Raw genomic sequence first — 18,721 nt, 5'->3', positions numbered from 1 at the left:
TTGTTTCCTCTAACTGGCTTCGGGTTGCCGGGTCAGCGACCGAACTTGGGGGCGAACCTCTTCGCGACGAAGCGCGCGACGAGGTTGAGCACCATGACGATGATGATGAGGGTGAGGGCACCGGCCCAGGCGCGCTGCATGGCCGCCTCGATGTTGGTGCCCGGGTTCTGGAACTGATCGAACACGAACACCGGCAGCGTCATCATCGGCTGCGAGGTGAGATCCATGTTCAGCGAGTTCGTGAACCCGGCGGTCAGCAGCAGCGGGGCGGTCTCGCCGATGACGCGCGACACCGAGAGCATGATGCCCGTGGTGATGCCGGCGATCGACGTGGGGAGCACGACCTTGAGGATCGTCAGCCACTTGGGCACGCCGAGGGCGTACGAGGCTTCGCGCAGCTCGTTCGGGACGAGCCGCAGCATCTCCTCGCTCGAGCGCACGACGACCGGGATCATCAGCACCGACAGGGCGAGCGCGCCCATCAGGCCGGTGTTGTTGCCCGGTCCGAGCAGCAGGGCCACGAGCGCCACGATGAACAGACCCGCCACGATCGAGGGGATGCCGGTCATCACGTCGACGAAGAACGTGATGGCCTTCGCGAGCCGGCCGCGCCCGTACTCGACGAGGTAGATCGAGGTCATCAGGCCGATCGGCACCGAGATGAGCGCTGCGACACCGGTGATCAGCAGGGTGCCCCAGATGGCGTGCAGCGCCCCGCCGCCCTCGCCGACGACGCTGCGCATCGTCCAGGAGAAGAAGGTGGCGTCGAAACGGGCGAGGCCGTTGACCACGACCGTCCACAGCAGCGAGACGAGGGGGAGCAGCACGATCAGGAACGCGATGCTGACCACGACGGTCGCGAGGCGGTTGACGGCATGCCGCCGCGACTCCACGATCGCCGAGAGCGTCACCAGGCCGATGGCGAAGACGACGGCCGCGACGGCGGTCGCGCCGGCGATGTTGAAATCCGCGAGCTCGTTGCCGAGGTTCAGCACGGTGAAGAGCACGACGGCGATCAGCGCGCTGACACCGAGCAGCGCCCAGGGCATCCACACCGGCAGTCGGCCGGCGGTGAGCGAGGAACGGCCCGAGCCGGTGGAGTCGGAGGAGCGGGGCGGGCGAACGTCGGTGGTGGTCATCAGTTCGCTCCCGAGAACTCTGCGCGGCGGTTGACGATCCACCGGGCGATGGCGTTGACCGCGAAGGTCACGATGAACAGGATCAGACCGGTCGCGATGAGCACGTTCGTTCCGGTGCCGTAGGCCTCACCGAAGTTCAGCGCGATGTTGGCGGGGATCGGGGTGGGGTTGCTCGAGGTGAGCACCTGGAAGCTGACGATGCCGGTGGCCGAGAGCACCATGGTCACGGCCATCGTCTCGCCGAGCGCGCGACCGAGGGCGAGCATCGCGGCCGAGACCATGCCGCCGCGCCCGAACGGGAAGACGGCCATGCGGATCATCTCCCAGCGCGTCGCACCGAGGGCGAGAGCGGCTTCCTCGTGCAGCTTCGGCGTCTGCAGGAAGACCTCGCGGCAGATCGCGGTCATGATCGGCAGGATCATCACGGCGAGCACGAGGGATGCCGTGAGGATCGTGCGACCGGTGGGGGAGGGCTGCCCCGAGAACACCACGATCCACCCGCCTCGCTCGTTGAGCTCGACGTAGAACGGCTGCAGGATGCGCGAGAAGACGAGGGCGCCCCAGAGGCCGTAGACCACGGAGGGGATCGCGGCGAGCAGATCGACGACGTAGCCGATGACCGTGGCGAGGCGACGCGGTGCGTAGTGCGAGATGAAGAGCGCGACGCCGATGCTCAGCGGTGCGGCGACGAGCAGCGCCATGAACGACGCCCAGATCGTGCCGAACACGAACGGCCACACGTACTGCAGGAAGGGCGTCCCGTTGAGGAACTGGGTGCCCTCCGGATCGGCTGTCAGAGCGGGGATGCTCTGCGCGATGAGGAAGAAGGTGACGGCCGCGAGAACCGCCAGGATGACGATACCGGCGCCCAACGCGGTACCGGAGAAGGCGACGTCACCGGGACGCTTCTTCGCCTTCGTCGTGGCCGGCGCCGAGGTCTCGGCAGCCGGTGGAGCTGAGGTGGTCATCTTCTCCTCTGGGTTTCGTATCTCCGCGCGAAGCCGGGTGGCGCCCGAAGAGGCACCACCCGGCTCGCTGGGTGACTTACTGAGCGGTGCCGATCAGGGCGACGGCGTCGGCGACCTGCGAGCGCAGGTCGGCCGACAGGGGAGCCGACCCTGCAGCCTCGGCGGCGGCGTTCTGGCCCTCCTCGCTGGCGACGTACTCGAAGTACGAGCGAACGATGTCGGCGGTGGACTCGTCCTCGTACTGCTCGCACGCGATCAGGTAGCTCACGAGCGCGATCGGGTAGGCGCCGGCCGGAGCGGCGGCCGGGTCGACCTCGAAGACCAGGTCGCCCTCGCCGCGGCCCTCGGCGAGCGGCGACGATGCGACGAGCTCGGCGGCGGCCTCAGCCGAGAACGGGACGAACTCCTCGCCGACACCGACGGCCACGGAGCCGAAGTCGCCGGCGCGCGATGCGTCGATGTAGCCGATCGTGCCTTCGCCGGCACCGACGGCCGACTCGACACCCGAGGTCTGCTGAGCGGACTCGGAGCGCGTGGTCGAGACCGGCCACTCGTCGCCGTCCTCGTAGGGCCACGCCTCGGGGGCGACCGAAGCGAGGTACTCGGTGAAGGTGCCGGTGGTGCCCGACGCGTCGCCGCGGTAGACGGGCGTGATGTTGGTGGCGGGGAGCTCGGCGTCGGGGTTCAGCGCGGCGATGGCCGGGTCGTTCCACGTGGCGATCTTCTCGTCGAAGATCTGCGCGATCAGGTCGGGGGTCAGGTTCAGGGTCTCGACGCCCGGCAGGTTGAAGACGACGGCGACCGGCGAGATGTACGCCGGGATCTCGACGATGTCGGGGGTGACGCAACTGCCGAACTCGCCGGCGGCCAGCTCCTCCTCGTTGAACGCGCGGTCGGAGCCGATGAACTCGCTCGAGCCGGCGATGAAGTTCTCGCGGCCGGTGCCCGAACCGGTCGGCTGGTAGTTGATCGTCACGCCGCCGTTGGTGTTCTGGAACTCCGCGGTCCACGCCTGCTGCGCGGCACCCTGCGACGAGGCGCCGGTCGCGTTGACCGTGCCCGAGAGGCTCGAGGCGTCACCCGAGGCGTCGCCGTCCGGAGCGGGCTCGTTGGCGGGGGTGCACGCGGTGAGTGCGAGAGCGGCGACGGCGCCGAGAGCGCCGATCTGGGCGAAACGGGAAAGCTTCACGCTGTGATTCCTTCGGGATAAGGGACTGCCCCTGGTGCAGGGCACGTGGAGACCGTAGAGACCGTCCCTTACGAGAGTGCGCTGTCGGGGTGAACAGCAGGTGAACGACCTGCGTGCGGCCGGGGCCGATCGTGCGCCCGGCCCACGCGAATCGTTCACCTGCAGGCACTACGGTGAGCGCCATGTCGAAGACTCCCCAGCTCGAGCGTGCCGCGCGTGAAGCCGTCGAGCACGCCGCCGCCGCGGCCAAGAGCGCGAAGAAGACCCGCAAGAAGCTCCCCAAGAAGATCGCCCGCCCCCTCGACGGCCCGATCGATGAGGCTCGCGAGGCGTCGTCGGTGTCGAAGAAGGCGGTGCGCACGTCGCCGAAGAAGGTCGCCAAGCGCGCTCGCGCCGCCGCCGAGCAGCTCGAGAAGGCGGTGGCGAAGGCCGTTCGGCGGGCCGCGGAGAAGGCGCGTCTGCGGGCCGAGGCCGAGCAGGCGCAGATCGAGGCGCGCCGTGCCGATGACGAGGCGGCCGCCAGGAAGGCCGAGGCGAAGGCTCGTCGCCAGGTCGCCGCGCGAGCCGAGAAGGCCGCCGCGCGTGCGGAACGCGCGTCCCGCGAGGCGGACGACGAGCTCGCGGCCGCACTCGGCGCCCCCGGTGCCGACGAGGTCGACCCCCGTCCCGAGGCAGCGCCCGCCGGCGAGGCCAGGGGCGGCGACGTCGACACCGCAGCCGTTCCGCTCGACACCCTCACGGTCGTGCAGCTGCGGGCACGCGCCCGCGAGGCCGGCCTGAGCGGATACTCCCGCCTGCCGAAGGCCCAGCTCATCCAGCGACTCTCCTGACGGTGCCGCAGCCGGTGCAGCGCGTCCTCGACCGACGCGACCAGACCCCGCCCCCGCGGACCCTGCTCGACATCCTGCGCGAGACGACCGCGCGCCATCCCGAGGCCTCGGCCCTCGACGACGGTTCGGGGGCGCTGAGCTATCGCGAGCTGATGGCCCGCATCGGCCGCATCGCCGCTCGCCTGCACGCGAGCGGTGTGCGCCGCGGCGACCGGGTGGGCGTCCGTCTGCCTTCGGGGTCGAAGGAGCTCTACCTGTCGATCCTCGGCATCCTGGCCGCCGGAGCCGCCTACGTGCCCGTCGACGTCGACGACCCCGACGAGCGGGCACGGCTCGTCTTCGGCGAGGCCGGGGTGCGGGGCATCGTGGGCGGTACGGGGGAGTTCGTCCCCTCGGCGGTCGTCGACGGCGACGACTCCGCGGATGCCGCGGGCGCGCTGTTCGCCGGTGAGGCGCCCCACCCGTCGACGCACGCGCTCGTCACCGTGCCGCAGCCGACGCCTGACGACGATGCCTGGGTGATCTTCACCTCGGGTTCGACGGGGGTCCCCAAGGGCGTGGCGGTGTCGCACCGTTCGGCCGCCGCATTCGTCGACGCCGAGGCGCGGCTGTTCGTCGCCGACGCACCACTGGGCCCCGGCGACCGGGTGCTGGCGGGGCTGTCGGTGGCCTTCGACGCGTCGTGCGAGGAGATGTGGCTCGCCTGGCGGCACGGCGCCTGTCTGGTGCCCGCGCCGCGCTCGCTCGTTCGCTCGGGCGAGGACCTCGCGCCGTGGCTGCTGCGCCAGGGCATCACCGTCGTGTCCACCGTGCCGACGCTCGCCGCGATGTGGCCGGCTGCCCTCATCGAGAACGTCCGCCTGCTGATCTTCGGCGGCGAGGCCTGCCCGCCCGAACTCGCCGCGCGCCTGGCCTCGGACGACCGCGAGGTGTGGAACACCTACGGGCCCACCGAGGCGACCGTGGTGGCGTGCGCCGCGCCGTTGACGGGCGAGGGGCCCGTGCGGATCGGTCTGCCGCTCGACGGATGGGCGCTCGCCGTCGTCGACGCGGACGGCTCTCCCGTGGCCGAGGGCGACGTCGGCGAGCTCATCATCGGCGGCGTCGGGCTCGCCCGCTACCTCGACCCCGCCAAGGACGCCGAGAAATACGCGCCCATGCCTTCGCTCGGCTGGGATCGCGCCTATCGCTCCGGAGATCTCGTCCGCTACGAGACGGCCGGGCTGCTGTTCCAGGGGCGCGCCGACGACCAGGTCAAGGTGGGCGGTCGACGCATCGAGCTCGGCGAGGTGGAGGCAGCGCTCCAGGAGCTGCCGGGCGTCTCCGGCGCAGCGGCGGCGGTGCGCACGACCGACGCCGGCGTGCCGATCCTCGTCGGATACCTCGCGGCCCCGCCCGACTTCGACCGCCCCGCCGCCCGTGCCGCGCTCGCCGAGCGCCTGCCCGCGCCGATGATCCCGCTCCTCGCCGTGGTCGACGACCTGCCGGTGCGCACCAGCGGCAAGGTCGACCGGGCTGCGCTGCCGTGGCCCCTTCCGAACCTCGACAGCCCGAACGTCGACCTCACGCCGGCCGAGGCGTGGCTGGCCGAGCAGTGGCAGGCGGTGCTCGGGATGCCGGTGCCCGGGCCCAAAGCCGACTTCTTCGACCTCGGCGGCGGCTCGCTCGCAGCCGCGCAACTGGTCTCGCTCATCCGCGCGCGGGTGCCGGAGTTCTCGGTCGCCGACATCTACGACGTCCCCCGGCTCGGCACGATGGCTCGGGCGCTCGGCCCGTTGCCCGCGGGCGATGCGGCGGCGACCTACCACCGGCCCGAGCCCACACCGCGGCGCACGCAGTGGCTGCAGACGCTCGTCGGCATCCCGCTGTTCATCCTCTCGGGGGTGCGCTGGTTGCTCTACCTGTTGACCGCGTCGGCGATCCTGCGGACGATGCCGGGCTTCGACGTGCTGCCGGCGGTGCCGCTGCCGCTGCTCGTGGCCGGCCTCGTCGTCTTCGCGACGCCGTTCGGCCGGATGGCGATCGCCGTGGTCGCGGCCCGCGCCCTGCTGGCCGGCATCCGACCCGGCGACTATCCGCGCGGCGGCGCCGTGCACCTGCGCCTGTGGCTCGCCGAACAGGTCGCCGACCAGATCGACGCGGTCGGCCTCGCCGGGGCACCCTGGGTCGGCTACTACGCGCGAGCGCTCGGCGCGAAGATCGGTCGTGGCGTCGACCTGCACAGTCTTCCGCCCGTCACGGGCATGCTCGAGATCGGCGAAGGCGCGGCGATCGAGCCCGAGGTCGACCTCAGCGGTTACTGGATCGACGGCGACGTCGTGCGCATCGGCGGCATCCGTATCGGCGCCGAGGCGAGCGTCGGTGCGCGCAGCACCCTCGCCCCCGGCACCAAGATCGGCCGACGCGCCCAGATCGCGCCCGGGTCCGCCGTGTTCGGTCGCGTGCGCGCCGACCAGACGTGGGCGGGCTCGCCGGCCGTGCGGGTCGGCGGAGCGGCCGAGGGATGGCCCGCCGATCGGGCACCCGCGCCGCGCCGCTGGCTGCTCGCGTACGCGCTCGGCGCGATCGTGCTCGCACTGCTGCCGCTCGCCTCGTTCACGGTGGGTGGTCTGGTGCTCGCGCGGGGCGTCCGCGGCGCGTCGACGCTCGCCGAGGCACTCGGGGGAGCCTTCCTCTGGCTCGCGCCGGCGACGATCGTGACCGGCCTCGTGTTCGCCTCGTCGGTCGTGCTGCTGGTGCGTCTGCTGGCGATCGGCCTCGTCGAGGGCACGCATCCCGTCCGCAGCCGCATCGGCTGGCAGGCCTGGGCCACCGAGCGGCTGCTCGACTCGGCCCGCACCCTGCTCTTCCCCCTCTACTCGAGCCTGGCGACCCCGGTGTGGCTCCGGGTGCTGGGCGCCCGGGTCGGGCGCGACGTCGAGGCGTCGACGGTGCTGCTGATCCCGACGATGACGCGCATCGAGGACGGTGCGTTCCTCGCCGACGACACGATGGTCGCGTCCTACGAGCTGCACGGAGGCTGGTTGCGCATCGGGCCCGTCCGGATCGGTCGCCGCGCCTTCCTCGGCAACTCCGGCATGGCCGCACCGGGGCACCGGGTGCCCCGCGACGGCCTGGTGGCGGTGCTCTCGTCGGCGCCGTCGAAGGCCAAGGCCGGAACATCCTGGCTCGGGTCTCCTGCCGTGCGACTCCGCCGCCTCGCCTCCGACGCCGACGAGAGCCGCACCTACCGCCCGCCCGCCCGCCTGCGCGTGGCCCGCGCGCTGTGGGAACTCGGGCGGGTCGTGCCGGTGCTGGTGGCCTGTGCGGTCGGTCTGCTGGTGCTGTTCGCGCTCGCGGCCCTCACGGCGTGGGCCGGCCCCCTCGTCGCCCTCCTGTCGTCGGGGATCGTGATGCTCGCCGCCGGCGCCGTCGCCGCAGGCATCACCGTCGCGGCGAAGTGGGTGATCGTCGGCCCGATCCGCGCCGGCGAGCAGCCGCTGTGGTCGTCGTTCGTCTGGCGCACCGAGGTGTCGGACACCTTCACCGAGATGGTCGCGGCACCCTGGTTCGCGCGCGCCGCCACCGGCACGCCGGCCCTGGCCGTCTGGTTGCGCGCCCTCGGCGCCCGTATCGGCCGCGGAGTCTGGTGCGAAAGCTACTGGCTGCCCGAACCGGACCTGGTCGAGCTCGGCGACGGATCGACCGTGAACCGGGGGTGCGTCGTGCAGACCCACCTCTTCCATGATCGAATCATGAGCATGGATGCCGTTCGCCTCGAACCCGGCGCGACGCTCGGGCCGCACAGCGTGATCCTGCCCGCGGCCACGATCGGCGCGCACGCGACCGTCGGTCCGGCATCCCTGGTCATGCGTGGCGAGACCGTGCCGATCGGCTCCCGCTGGAGCGGAAACCCCATCGGCCCGTGGCGTGCGGTGACGGTCCGCGCCTACCAGTCGACATCGTGACCGTCGCTGCCGGCACCGACGGGTACGCGCCGCAGTCGGGCGACGCGTCGTTCGACGTCGAGTCGTACGACCTCGACCTCACCTACCGGGTGCGGACCAACCGGCTGTCGGGCGTCGCGACCATCTCGGCCGTGGCGCTCGAGGACCTCACCGCCGTGCACCTCGACCTCGTGGGCCTGCGTGCCGAGCGCGTCGATGTCGACGGGGTGCGGGTGAGGGCGGTGCGGCAGGGCCCCCGCCGGCTGCGCATCGGACTGCCCGACGAGATCCTCGCCGGCGACCCCTTCACGGTCCGCGTCGCCTACGCGGGAGCCCCGGCGCCCCGGCGCTCCCGGTGGGGCGCGATCGGGTGGGAGGAGCTCACCGACGGGGCGCTGGTCGCGGGGCAGCCCACGGGCGCACCGACCTGGTTCCCGTGCAACGATCGCCCCGACGCGCGTGCCCCGATGCGGCTGTCGGTGACGACCGACGCCGATTACGCGGTCGTGGCGACCGGCGTCGCCGAGGGCGTCGAACGGGCGGGCGGAATGCGCACCTGGCGGTTCACGTCCACGGTGCCGGTGGCGACGTACCTGGCCGCCGTGCACATCGGTCGCTACACCGAGCACCTCGTGCCCGCCGTCGTGCCGGTGCGCCTCGCGACGCCGGTCGAGCAGCGCCTCGCGGCACAGCGCGCCTTCGCCGACGTCCCCGCGATGCTCGAGCTGTTCGACGGGCTGTTCGGGCCGTACCCGCAGGAGTCGTGCGCCCTGGTGGTCACCGCCGACGAGCTCGAGATCCCCCTCGAGGCGCAGGGGCTGGCGGTGTTCGGCGTCAACCACCTGCTGCCCGACGAGCAGCGCCTCATCGCCCACGAGCTTGCCCATCAGTGGTTCGGCAACAGCGTGGGCCTCGCCGCGTGGCGCGACATCTGGTTGAACGAAGGCTTCGCCTGCTACGCCGAGTGGCTCTGGTCGGAGCGGTCGGGCGGTCCGACGGCGGCCCGGTGCGCGGCCGAGCACCACGACCGGCTGAGCGCCGCGGCTCAGGATCTGCTGCTGAGCGATCCGGGGCCGGACCTCATGTTCGACGACCGCGTCTACAAGCGCGGCGCGCTGACGCTGCACGCCCTGCGGGTCGCCCTGGGCGACCCCGCGTTCTTCGAGCTCGTGCGCGCCTGGACCGGGCAGTACCGGCACGCGCTGGTCACGACCGACGACTTCCGTGCGCTCGTCGTCGAGCGGGCAGGACCGGACGCGGCATCCCTGCTCAGCACGTGGATCGATCGGATGCCGCTCCCGGCGCTGCCGCGAGGCTGACGACGATCCCCGGCGGCCCCGCGGCCTCGCTCACGAACAACGGGTCCGGGCGTCCGGGGATGCGCGCCGCCCACCCGCCCGCGACCTCGGAGAGGCGAACCTCGGCCGGGTCGATGCGAAGACCCCGCCCGTCGGCCTTCACCGCGGCCTCCACGCGGGTCCAGGTAGCCGCATCCGCTCGCGCGTCGCCCAGCGTGGTGCGGATGCGGTGAAGCGCCGCCGCGTCCATCCGTCGCGGCTCCGCGTCGATCGCGAAGGGACCGCGCGCGGACGCGGCCACGACGGCCCATCCGTCGGCGTAGGCGACGGCCACGCTGAACGGCGCCGGCGCCGGGCCGTCGAGCGCCCGTACCGGGCCGTGCGGGCCACCGCAGTACGGGCAGCCGCGCGTCAGGCGCGGGAACGCGACACCCAGCTCGCGGAGGAGGCCGACGAGGAGCCCGTCAGCGGTCTCGCGGCGCTCGCGGCCCTGATCGACGATCGCCCATCGGAGGCCCGCGACCCCGGTCATCAGACCTTGGGCATGTGCGTCTCGATCGCCACGATGCCCGCACCCGGATTCGTACGCGGGAGGTGCACGACAGAGAAGGCGCCGGTCTCGAGAGCCGAGGCGCTTCCCAGGTACGAGCCGCGCAGCGTGCCCGTCGCGAGGGCCATCTCGCTGAGCAGGTCGGGCAGCACCGGCCCGTGGCTGCACAGCACGACGGCCTTGCGCGCACGGACGCGTTCGCCGACGACGGCGCGGACGTCGGCCTCGCCCTGCTCCCAGGCGTCCTGCGACAGGGCGCGGGAACGATCGATGCGCTTGCTGATCGCCCCCGACAGCGGGGCGACCGTCCGCAGGCACCGCTGCGCGTCGGACGAGACGATGCGGCGCGCACCGAAGGCGATGAGAGGCCCGACGATCGCGTGGGCCTGCTTCTTGCCGCGCGACGACAGGGGCCGCGCCGCATCCTCGCCGTCCCAGTCCTCGCGCGAGAGGGCTTTGGCGTGCCGCAGTGCGATCAGGGGGAAGGTGTCGATGGCGTGCTCGTCGACCAGACGCACGAACTCGTCGAGGATCTCGATGTCGACCGGGTAGCTGAGGCTCTTGCGAGCCTTCTTCAGCCCCATCCACTCCAGGGCGGCGATCTCCTTGTTCGGGACGAACGTCGACATGCGGATGGCGAGATTGGTCGCCTCGGCCGCCCAGTAGTGCACGATCTTCTGCTTCTTGCTGGGCATGCGGTACTTCGACACCCCGACCGGGGGGCCCAGGCGCACGGCGATGCCGGTCTCCTCGCGGATCTCGCGCACCGCGGTCTCGGCGAGCATCTCGCCGGGCTCGACCTTCCCCTTGGGCAGTGTCAGATCGCGGTACTTGGTGCGGTGGATCAGCAGCACCTTGACCTTGCCGTCGACCCACCGCCAGACGACCCCGCCGGCGGCGTACACCGCGGTGTCGGTCATCGCACCGCCCGGGCCCGACGGCGTCGCTGCACGTGCGCCATGGTGCGGTCCTGCAGATCGGCGAGCGGTCTGCCCTCGTCGTCGAACGCGTGCCGGGTCCATACGCCGTCGTCGCCGAGGTGCCACGAGCTGGTCGAGTCGCTCATCGCGAGGTCGAACAGGGTGGTGAGCTCCTTGACGTGCGCCGGCGCGACGACCCGCACGAGAGCCTCGACGCGACGGTCGAGGTTGCGGTGCATCATGTCGGCGCTGCCGATGAAGGCCAGGGGGTCGGCGTCGTTGTGGAACGTGAAGATACGGGAGTGCTCGAGGTAGCGGCCCAGGATCGAGCGCACGGTGATGTTGTCGGTGACGCCCGGCAGGTCGGTGCGCAGCGAGCAGATGCCGCGCACCCACACGTCCACGCGCACGCCCGCCTGGCTCGCGCGGTACAGCGCGTCGATGATCTGCTCATCGACCATGGAGTTGACCTTGATGCGGATGTGCGCCGGCTTGCCGTCGAGGGCGTTGCGACGCTCGGCGTCGATGTGGCGCAGCAGCCCCTTGCGCAGGTGGAGGGGGGCCACGAGCAGACGCTTGAACTTCTTCTCGATGGCGTAGCCGCTGAGCTCGTTGAACAGGCGGGTGAGGTCGCGTCCGACCTGCTCGTCGCTGGTGAACAGGCCGAAGTCCTCGTACAGCCGGCTGGTCTTGGGGTTGTAGTTCCCGGTGCCGATGTGGCTGTAGCTGCGGAGCTTGCCGTCCTCCTCGCGGATCACGTGCAGCAGCTTGCAGTGGGTCTTCAGCCCGACCAGCCCGTAGACCACGTGAACGCCGGCCTTCTCGAGCTTGCGAGCCCAGACGATGTTGGCCGCCTCGTCGAAGCGCGCCTTCACCTCGACCAGCGCGAGGACCTGTTTGCCCCGCTCGGCCGCGTCGATGAGGGCCTGCACGATGGGGCTGTCGCCGGACGTGCGGTAGAGGGTCTGCTTGATGGCCAGCACGTGGGGGTCGCGGGCGGCCTGCTCGAGGAAGGCGACCACGCTCGTGGTGAACGACTCGTACGGGTGGTGCACCAGCACGTCGCCGGCGCGGATGGCCGAGAAGAAGTCGGTGCGGCCGTTCTGTTCGGCGGGCTGGAAGGCGGTGGCGGTGGTCGGCACGTGCGGCTTGTAGCGCAGCTCCGGCCGGTCGATGCGGGAGAGGTCGAACAGCCCGCGCAGGTCGAGCAGGCCCGGCAGACGGTAGACTTCCTGGTCGGTGATGTCGAGCTCGCCGAGGAGCAGGTCGAGGGTGACGTCGTCCATGTCCTCGGTGACCTCGAGCCGGATCGGCGGGCCGAACCGGCGTCGCAGCAGCTCGGCTTCGAGCGCCTGGATGAGGTTCTCGGTCTCGTCCTCCTCGATCACGACGTCCTCGTTGCGCGTGAGGCGGAAGGTGTGGTGCTCGAGGATCTCCATCCCCGGGAAGAGGTCTTCGAGGTTGTTGGCGATGAGGTGCTCGAGCGGCAGGTAGCGCTTCACCGCGCTGCCGGTGTTGAGCTCGACGAACCGGGGGAGCATGGGCGGCACCTTCAGGCGCGCGAACTCCTGGCGGCCCGTCTTGGCGTTGCGGATGCGGATGGCGAGATTGAGCGACAGCCCCGAGATGTAGGGGAAGGGGTGCGCGGGGTCGACGGCCAGGGGCATCAGCACCGGGAAGACCTGGGCCTGGAAGTAGTCGTAGAGCCGGCCGCGCTCGGACTCGTCGAGATCGTCCCACGTGACGATCTCGATGCCCGCCGCCGCGAGGGCGGGCTGGATCGTCTCGCCCCACACGCCGGCGTGGCGCAGCTGCAGGGCGTGCGCCTCCGCCGAGATGTCGGCGAGCACCTCCTGCGGAGCACGGCCGACGTTGGTCGGGATCGCGAGGCCGGTGATGATGCGGCGCTTGAGGCCGGCCACGCGCACCATGAAGAACTCGTCGAGGTTGCTGGCGAAGATCGCGAGGAAGTTCGCCCGCTCCAGGACGGGCAGCGTCGGGTCCTCGGCGAGCTCGAGCACGCGCTGATTGAACGCCAGCCAGCTGATCTCGCGGTCGGTGTAGCGGTGGTCGGGCAGCTGTGCGTCGACGTCCTCGACCGCGGGGTCGAAATCGTCGTCGTCGGCGTCTCCCAGACCGGAGTCCAGAGCCTCGGTGTCGATCATCCCCTCATCATGGCAGTCCCGCGTGTCCTGCCGGTGAACACGGGGAGAGTCAGTTCGCCGCCGTCTCGCGAGGAGCCGGAAGCTGGTCCTCCTCGTACACGTTGAAGCGGTAGCCGACGTTGCGGACCGTGCCGATGAGCTGTTCGAGATCACCGAGCTTCGCGCGCAGGCGGCGCACGTGCACATCGACCGTGCGGGTGCCGCCGAAGTAGTCGTAGCCCCAGACCTCGCTCAGCAGCTGCTCGCGCGTGAACACCCGCGAGGGGTGCGTCGCGAAGAAGTGCAGCAGCTGGAACTCCTTGTAGGTCAGATCGAGCGGCTTGCCGTGGACCTTGGCCGAGTACGACGACTCGTCGATGGTGATGCCGGAGGTCTGGATGCGGCTCGACACCTGCTCCTTGCTCACACGCCCGATCGCCAACCGGATGCGCGCATCCACCTCGGCGGGACCGGCTGCGGCGAGGATGACGTCGTCGATTCCCCAGTCGGTCGACACGGCGGTCAGTCCACCCTCGGTGACGATCAGGACGAGGGGCGCGTCGATGCCCGTGGTGCCGAGGATCTTGCACAGCGATTTGGCGCCGACGAGGTCGTTGCGCGCGTCGATGAAGATGACATCGGCGCTGGGCGCGTTGACGAGCTGCGCGGGCTCGGCGGGGATCTGTCGCACGCGGTGGCTCAGGAGCTCGAGCGCGGGGAGCGCGAGACCACCGCCGTGCGTGGAACTCAGGACGAGAAGCTGTGCCAACGGGGATTCCTCCGGGAGCGGCCGGGACGTGACCTCATCTTAGGCGCTCGCTCCCCGCCCGCCGTGCGCCGACGTCGCACTCCGGGCGGCGCTGGGACACAATGGTCGGGTGACAGCACCGGATCTCGCCCCGCCGCGCACCGTCGGCGGCGTCGTCGCCGTCTGGGTCGTGGCCGCCGTGGCCGCCGTGCTCGTCGGGGCGTTCGCGCCTGTCGAGACGCGAGCGGTATGGATGCCCGTGGCCCTCGGAGGTTGCGTCATCGCCGCCTTCGGGGTGCAGCTGGCGCTCGGCCGCTCGCGCGGCTTCATCGAGCGGGTGGCGGCGAGTGTGCTCGGTGCCCTGCTGGTGATGGGCTTCATCGGCGTCGGATTCGGACTGTCGGCCCTCATCAACGCGTGACGGCCCGCTCGGGCGTAGAGTGGTGACATGGATCTCCTCGCGCTCGAACTCTTCTTCGTGGGACTGCTCGGACTCGCCTCGCTCGCGATCTTCTTCGTCTCGGGCGTCGTCGTGAAGAACCTCTACCGCGGCCAGCGCTGACCTCGTGCTCGAGCTGCCCACCGATCTTCCGGCGGACCTCGTACCGCTCTCGTGGCTCATCGGTGTCTGGGAGGGCTCGGGCGTCATCGATTACGAGACCGCCGCGGGTCACGTCACCGGCGAGTTCGCTCACCGCCTCAGCTTCAGCCACGACGGCGGCGACCACCTGAACTACTCCGCCTCCGCCTGGCTGCTCGACGACGGGGGAGCCCGCGGGCACGCACTCGTGTCCGAGACCGGCTTCTGGAGCCTCGCGCGTCCGGCGATCGACAGCGACGCCGGGCCGGGGCTGCTGCCCGCGCCCGCACCGGTCGCGCAGGAGCGCACCGCAGACGACGTGGAGACGCTGCGCAACGCCGACGGCGGCTTCGACATCGAGGTGTCGCTCGTCCACTCCGACGGCGTCAGCGAGCTCTACCTCGGCCAGGTTCGCGGTCCGCGCATCGACATCGCGACCGATGCGGTCGTCCGTTCCGCCGGCGCCAGGGAATACACCGCGGCGACCCGCATGTACGGACTCGTCGACGGCCACCTCCTCTGGGCGTGGGACATCGCGGCGTTGGGCGGCGAGCTCGCCTCGCACGCCTCGGCACGGCTGGCGCGGGCCGAATGACGGGCGGCGACGGCGACGTCTTCGCGGCGGTCGCGGGCGCTGTCTGCGACGACTCCGGGCTCGTGCACCTGGGCACGCCGATGCGCGAGCAGCAGCTTCTCGAGCGCGGCGACGCCATCGCGCCGCTGGGCGACCGCTCGGTCGTAAGCGTCAGCGGCCCCGACCGACTGAGCTGGCTCGACTCCCTCACCTCGCAGGCGGTGGCCCGGCTGCTGCCAGGCGAGAGCACGGAGCTGCTGGTGCTCGACCCCCAGGGACGCGTCGAGCACGCGGCATCCGTCGTCGATGACGGCGAGACGACCTGGCTGATCACCGACGCGGTGCGCGCGGAGGCTCTCGCGACGTGGCTCCAGCGCATGCGGTTCCGCCTGCGTGTGGAGATCGCCGACCGGGCCGACGACACCGCCGTGGTCGGAGGCACACGATCGGCGGTCGCCGGCGTCAGTGCCGTCGCCACCTGGCACGACCCGTGGCCCGAGGTGTCGGGCGGCGGGTGGGGCTACGCCGCATCCGAGGGGCACCCCGCCGCCGCACGCGACTGGGCCGAGGCGGTCGTGCTCCGCCCCGAGCTGACGCGTCTCGCCGACGATGCCCGAGCCGGGTCGCGAGCGCTCGCCGGCCGCCTTGCGGCAGATGCGCTCCGCATCGCCGCCTGGCGCCCCCGCCCCGCGACCGAGGCCGACGGTATGACGCTGCCGCACGAGGTCGACTGGCTGCGGACGGCCGTGCACCTGTCGAAGGGCTGCTACCGCGGGCAGGAGACCGTGGCCAAGGTCCACAACCTCGGGCACCCGCCTCGTCGCCTGGTCGCGCTGCAGCTCGACGGCAGCGACGCGGTGCTCCCGGAGGCGGGAGCCATCGTGCGCCGCGAGGGCGAGGAGGTCGGCCGCGTCACGTCGGCGGCCCGGCACTTCGAGCAGGGCCCCATCGCGCTCGCGATCGTCAAGCGCGCCGTGCCCGTCGATGCGGCACTCACCGTCGACGCGGACGGCGAGGCGATCGCCGCGGTGCAGGAGCTCGTCGTCCCGCCCGATGCCGGACGTACGGCCGCACCGCCGCGGCTGCCCCGGCTGAGCCGCCGCACCTGACGTGGCGCCCGAGCGACCGGACGAGCCGCCGGCCGTCACCGCGCCGATCGCCACGGGATGGCGGGCGCGCGTGCGCCCGAGGCGCGGGCTCGTCCGGATGCGCGAATCCGCGCCCGCGGTGGTGCAGATCGTCGTGGCCGCGTCGATCGCCTACGCTTTCGCGCACCTCGTCCTCGGGCACGCGGCGCCGCTGCTGGCGGCGACCGTCACCATCTCGAGCCTGGGCCTCGTCCGCGACGCCCGCCCGCGGCGGGTGCTCGAGACGGTCGTCGGCATGCTCGTCGGCGTGCTGGTGTCGGAGCTCATCGTGGTGGTCGTCGGCTCGGGCACCTGGCAGCTCGCGCTCGCCCTGCTCGCGACCCTGCTGACCGCCCGGCTCCTGTCGGCGCAACCGGGCTTCGCGATCTCCGCCGCCATCCAGTCGGTCATCGTCATCGCGATCCCCGGCAGCATGCCCTTCGTCCGTCTCGTCGACGGTGTCGTCGGTGCGGTGGCGGCCCTCCTGGCGACGGCACTGCTGCCGCGGCGTCCGCTGCGCGAGGTCTCGCGCGCCGGGCACGCGCTCTTCGAGGCCTTCGACGGTGCCGCCGCGACCGTCGTCCAGGCGATGCGCCGCGGTGACCGGGTGCGGGCCGACCGGGGCCTCGAGAAGGCTCGGGCGCTCCAGCCCCTCGTCGACGACTGGCACACCTCGCTCGATTCCGGTCTCGCCGTCGCCCGCATCTCGCCGTTCCTGCGTCGTCAGCGCGAAGAGCTGCAACGGCAGGACCGCATGCACGCCGCGCTCGATCTGGCGACTCGCAACCTCCGGGTCATCGCGCGCCGGGTCGTCTACGCGCTCGATGACCGGCAGCCCCGGCCCCTCGCTGCGGATCTGCTGGCGCAGATCGCGCGGGCGGCCGAGATGCTCGGGCGTTCGATCGACGACATCGCGCTCGAGCCGGTGGCCCTGGAGGCACTGCGCGCCGTCGCCGTGCGGCTCGATCCCACGACCCTGGCTCCGGGGTCGTCGCTCGGCGATCAGAACGTCATCACCGCGCTCCGCCCGCTCGTGGTCGATCTGCTGACAGCCGCCGGGATGCCGCCCGCCGAGGCCCGTGCCGTCATGCCGCGCATCTGACAGGCGCGGACGGGCCGGGGGTGCGCGCCGATGTGCGACGCTGATCGGAGTGAGGCGACACGCGAGAGGTGCGAGACGGTGACGGAAGCGACGAATGCCAGCCCCGCCGACCGGCTCCGCACGGCGCTGCGGACGCCGGACGGTTCGGAGCGCGTGCGGAGCGCGATGGCCGCGGGCACCTATCCGCGCCGCGAGTACGTGCCCGTGCTCGTCGAGCAGTGCGCGCACGAGCCCGACTTCACCGTGCGCGAGACCCTGACATGGGCCTTGACCCGCCAGGACCGCGACACGACGCTCGCGCTGGTGCTACCCGAGCTGCGCTCGACGACACCGCAGGCGCGGCGTCAGGCGCTTCACACCCTGTCGAAGCTGGGCGACCCCCGCGCCTGGCCGGAGATCACGAGCGCGCTCATCCACGACGCCGATCCCGAGGTGGCCAAGACGGCGTGGCGGGCCGCCGCGGGGCTCGCGCCGGACGAGGCCAAGCCCGCCCTCGCCGGCGAGCTCGCGCGTCACTTCGGCGACGAAGCCGACGATGTCCGCCAAAGCCTCAGCCGGGCCTTCGTCGCCCTGGGGCCGGCCGGGCAGGCCGTGGTCGATGACGCCGCCGCGTCGCCCGACTGGGACGTCCGCGTGCACGCGCTCGCGACCGATCACCTCATCGCCCACCCCGAGGACGACTTCGAGGCGGCCGTCGCGGTCGCCCGACGCGCCGCCGCGCGCCGCGACGCGGCGGGATGGGGCGACCCGCTGCAGACCTGACAGGTCCGGGCGCGAACGCGCTCGATCAGTTCGGCGCGACCCGCGCCCAGGGCACCGTCAGCTCACCGAGACGCCAGCGCGACCGGGGCCCGAGGTCGAGGCCGCGGCTGCTCAGCGACTCCAGTGCTGCGCGCCAGCGCTGCACGGGGCCGAAGCTCGATGCGGGTGCCGCTCGCACCCACTCGCGCTCGAGGTCGGCGAGCAGATCGTGCACGCCCTCGCCGGGCACGTTGCGGTGGATGAGGGCCTTGGGCAGACGTTCGGCGGCCACCGCGGGCGAGTCGAGTCCGGCGAGGCGCAACGACAGGGTGAGCGTGCGGGGGACGGCATCCGGTCCCACCTCGATCCAGGTGCTGACCCGCCCGATCTCGTCGCACGTCCCCTCGACGAGCATCCCGTCCGGGGCGAGGCGGCCGGCCATCCGGGTCCAGGCCGCGGCGACGTCGTCCTCGTCGTACTGACGGAGCACGTTGAACGCGCGGATCACGGCCGGCCGCCGGTCGCCGGCGATGGGCACCTCGAAGCCGCCCCGGTCGAACGAGACGCGGGCGTCGGGGGAGAACACGCTCTTTCCGGCCCGCACCGCGGCGAGCTGCTCGCGGGCCCGGGCCACGCGCGCGGGGTCGATCTCGAGTCCGAGCACGTCGACGTCGGATCGCGATCGGCGCAGTCGCGCCTCGAGCTCCAACGCGGTGACACCGCTCGCGCCGTAGCCGAGATCGACGACCAGCGGGTCGGCGCATCGGCGCAGCACCGGATGCCGCGCGATCCAGCGATCGACGCGCCGCAGCCGGTTCGTGTTCGTGGTGCCACGCGTCGCCTGCCCAATATGTCCCGGGGCCATGTCCCCATGATCGCAGGCCC

The 18,721-nt window shown here is 72.0% G+C and carries 16 protein-coding genes; 8 read left to right on the top strand and 8 right to left on the bottom strand.

The features are described 5' to 3' along the window. Positions 1–32: 32 nt before the first annotated feature. The 3 genes from pstA to HW566_RS03640 all read right to left on the bottom strand — a co-directional run bounded on the left by pstA (position 33) and on the right by HW566_RS03640 (position 3,296). Entirely contained in the window at positions 33–1,139 is a 1,107-nt protein-coding gene (pstA, locus tag HW566_RS03650; RefSeq protein WP_178010509.1) for a phosphate ABC transporter permease PstA, read from the bottom strand. Next, entirely contained in the window at positions 1,139–2,107 is a 969-nt protein-coding gene (gene pstC, locus HW566_RS03645; protein ID WP_178010507.1) for a phosphate ABC transporter permease subunit PstC, read from the bottom strand. The genes pstA and pstC overlap by 1 nt, the downstream gene beginning before the upstream one ends. A gap of 76 nt (positions 2,108–2,183) precedes the next feature. Beyond that, a complete protein-coding gene (locus tag HW566_RS03640; protein ID WP_178010505.1) occupies positions 2,184–3,296 on the bottom strand; it encodes a phosphate ABC transporter substrate-binding protein PstS in 1,113 nt (370 codons plus the stop codon). Between the two features lie 182 nt (positions 3,297–3,478). Here HW566_RS03640 and HW566_RS03635 point away from each other — a divergent pair, with 182 nt between their 5' ends. From HW566_RS03635 to HW566_RS03625, 3 genes are read left to right on the top strand one after another with little or no spacing between them, the layout of a single operon-like run. Next, complete coding sequence (locus tag HW566_RS03635; protein ID WP_256728851.1) at positions 3,479–4,126, top strand: Rho termination factor N-terminal domain-containing protein; 648 nt, start codon at positions 3,479–3,481, stop codon at positions 4,124–4,126. A 2-nt stretch (positions 4,127–4,128) separates the two neighbouring features. Then, positions 4,129–8,073 (top strand): Pls/PosA family non-ribosomal peptide synthetase, encoded by a 3,945-nt coding sequence (locus tag HW566_RS03630; protein WP_178010502.1) that lies wholly within the window; start codon positions 4,129–4,131, stop codon positions 8,071–8,073. After that, positions 8,070–9,371 carry a M1 family metallopeptidase gene (locus tag HW566_RS03625; protein WP_178010500.1) on the top strand — a complete coding sequence of 434 codons (1,302 nt, stop codon included), beginning with the start codon at positions 8,070–8,072 and terminating at the stop codon, positions 9,369–9,371. The genes HW566_RS03630 and HW566_RS03625 overlap by 4 nt, the downstream gene beginning before the upstream one ends. Here the strand turns inward: HW566_RS03625 and HW566_RS03620 are convergent. Genes HW566_RS03620 through HW566_RS03605 form a run of 4 tightly spaced genes read right to left on the bottom strand, consistent with a single transcriptional unit; the run spans position 9,322 to position 13,733 of the window. After that, positions 9,322–9,882 (bottom strand): chemotaxis protein CheY, encoded by a 561-nt coding sequence (locus HW566_RS03620; RefSeq protein ID WP_178010498.1) that lies wholly within the window; start codon positions 9,880–9,882, stop codon positions 9,322–9,324. The two genes, HW566_RS03625 and HW566_RS03620, sit on opposite strands and share 50 nt — an antisense overlap. Beyond that, on the bottom strand, positions 9,882–10,820 hold the full coding sequence (locus HW566_RS03615; RefSeq protein ID WP_178010496.1) for an NUDIX hydrolase: 939 nt from the start codon (positions 10,818–10,820) through the stop codon (positions 9,882–9,884). The genes HW566_RS03620 and HW566_RS03615 overlap by 1 nt, the downstream gene beginning before the upstream one ends. Continuing rightward, positions 10,817–12,985 (bottom strand): RNA degradosome polyphosphate kinase, encoded by a 2,169-nt coding sequence (locus HW566_RS03610; protein ID WP_178010494.1) that lies wholly within the window; start codon positions 12,983–12,985, stop codon positions 10,817–10,819. The genes HW566_RS03615 and HW566_RS03610 overlap by 4 nt, the downstream gene beginning before the upstream one ends. A gap of 49 nt (positions 12,986–13,034) precedes the next feature. Next, positions 13,035–13,733 (bottom strand): winged helix-turn-helix transcriptional regulator, encoded by a 699-nt coding sequence (locus tag HW566_RS03605; RefSeq protein ID WP_178010493.1) that lies wholly within the window; start codon positions 13,731–13,733, stop codon positions 13,035–13,037. A 109-nt stretch (positions 13,734–13,842) separates the two neighbouring features. Here HW566_RS03605 and HW566_RS03600 point away from each other — a divergent pair, with 109 nt between their 5' ends. The 5 genes from HW566_RS03600 to HW566_RS03580 all read left to right on the top strand — a co-directional run bounded on the left by HW566_RS03600 (position 13,843) and on the right by HW566_RS03580 (position 17,857). Then, positions 13,843–14,133 carry a hypothetical protein gene (locus tag HW566_RS03600; protein WP_178010491.1) on the top strand — a complete coding sequence of 97 codons (291 nt, stop codon included), beginning with the start codon at positions 13,843–13,845 and terminating at the stop codon, positions 14,131–14,133. Positions 14,134–14,278: 145 nt separating this feature from the next. After that, positions 14,279–14,887, top strand: a complete 609-nt coding sequence (locus HW566_RS03595) for an FABP family protein (RefSeq protein WP_178010489.1) — start codon at positions 14,279–14,281, stop codon at positions 14,885–14,887. After that, on the top strand, positions 14,884–15,975 hold the full coding sequence (gene ygfZ, locus HW566_RS03590; protein ID WP_178010487.1) for a CAF17-like 4Fe-4S cluster assembly/insertion protein YgfZ: 1,092 nt from the start codon (positions 14,884–14,886) through the stop codon (positions 15,973–15,975). Before HW566_RS03595 ends, ygfZ begins: the two co-directional genes overlap by 4 nt. Positions 15,976–16,072: 97 nt before the next feature. Then, positions 16,073–17,095, top strand: coding sequence for an FUSC family protein (locus HW566_RS03585; RefSeq protein WP_256728850.1), 1,023 nt, complete (start codon positions 16,073–16,075; stop codon positions 17,093–17,095). A gap of 78 nt (positions 17,096–17,173) precedes the next feature. Continuing rightward, entirely contained in the window at positions 17,174–17,857 is a 684-nt protein-coding gene (locus tag HW566_RS03580; RefSeq protein WP_256728849.1) for a HEAT repeat domain-containing protein, read from the top strand. 25 nt (positions 17,858–17,882) lie between these two features. Here the strand turns inward: HW566_RS03580 and HW566_RS03575 are convergent, their stop codons facing one another. Continuing rightward, complete coding sequence (locus tag HW566_RS03575) at positions 17,883–18,701, bottom strand: class I SAM-dependent methyltransferase (RefSeq protein ID WP_178010481.1); 819 nt, start codon at positions 18,699–18,701, stop codon at positions 17,883–17,885. Positions 18,702–18,721: the final 20 nt, after the last annotated feature.

Source organism: Microbacterium oleivorans (assembly GCF_013389665.1).
In the GTDB taxonomy this organism is placed as follows: Bacteria; Actinomycetota; Actinomycetes; order Actinomycetales; family Microbacteriaceae; genus Microbacterium; species Microbacterium oleivorans_C.
Note: the sequence above shows the minus strand (reverse complement) of the source record. Positions and strands in the feature narration are given on the sequence as shown.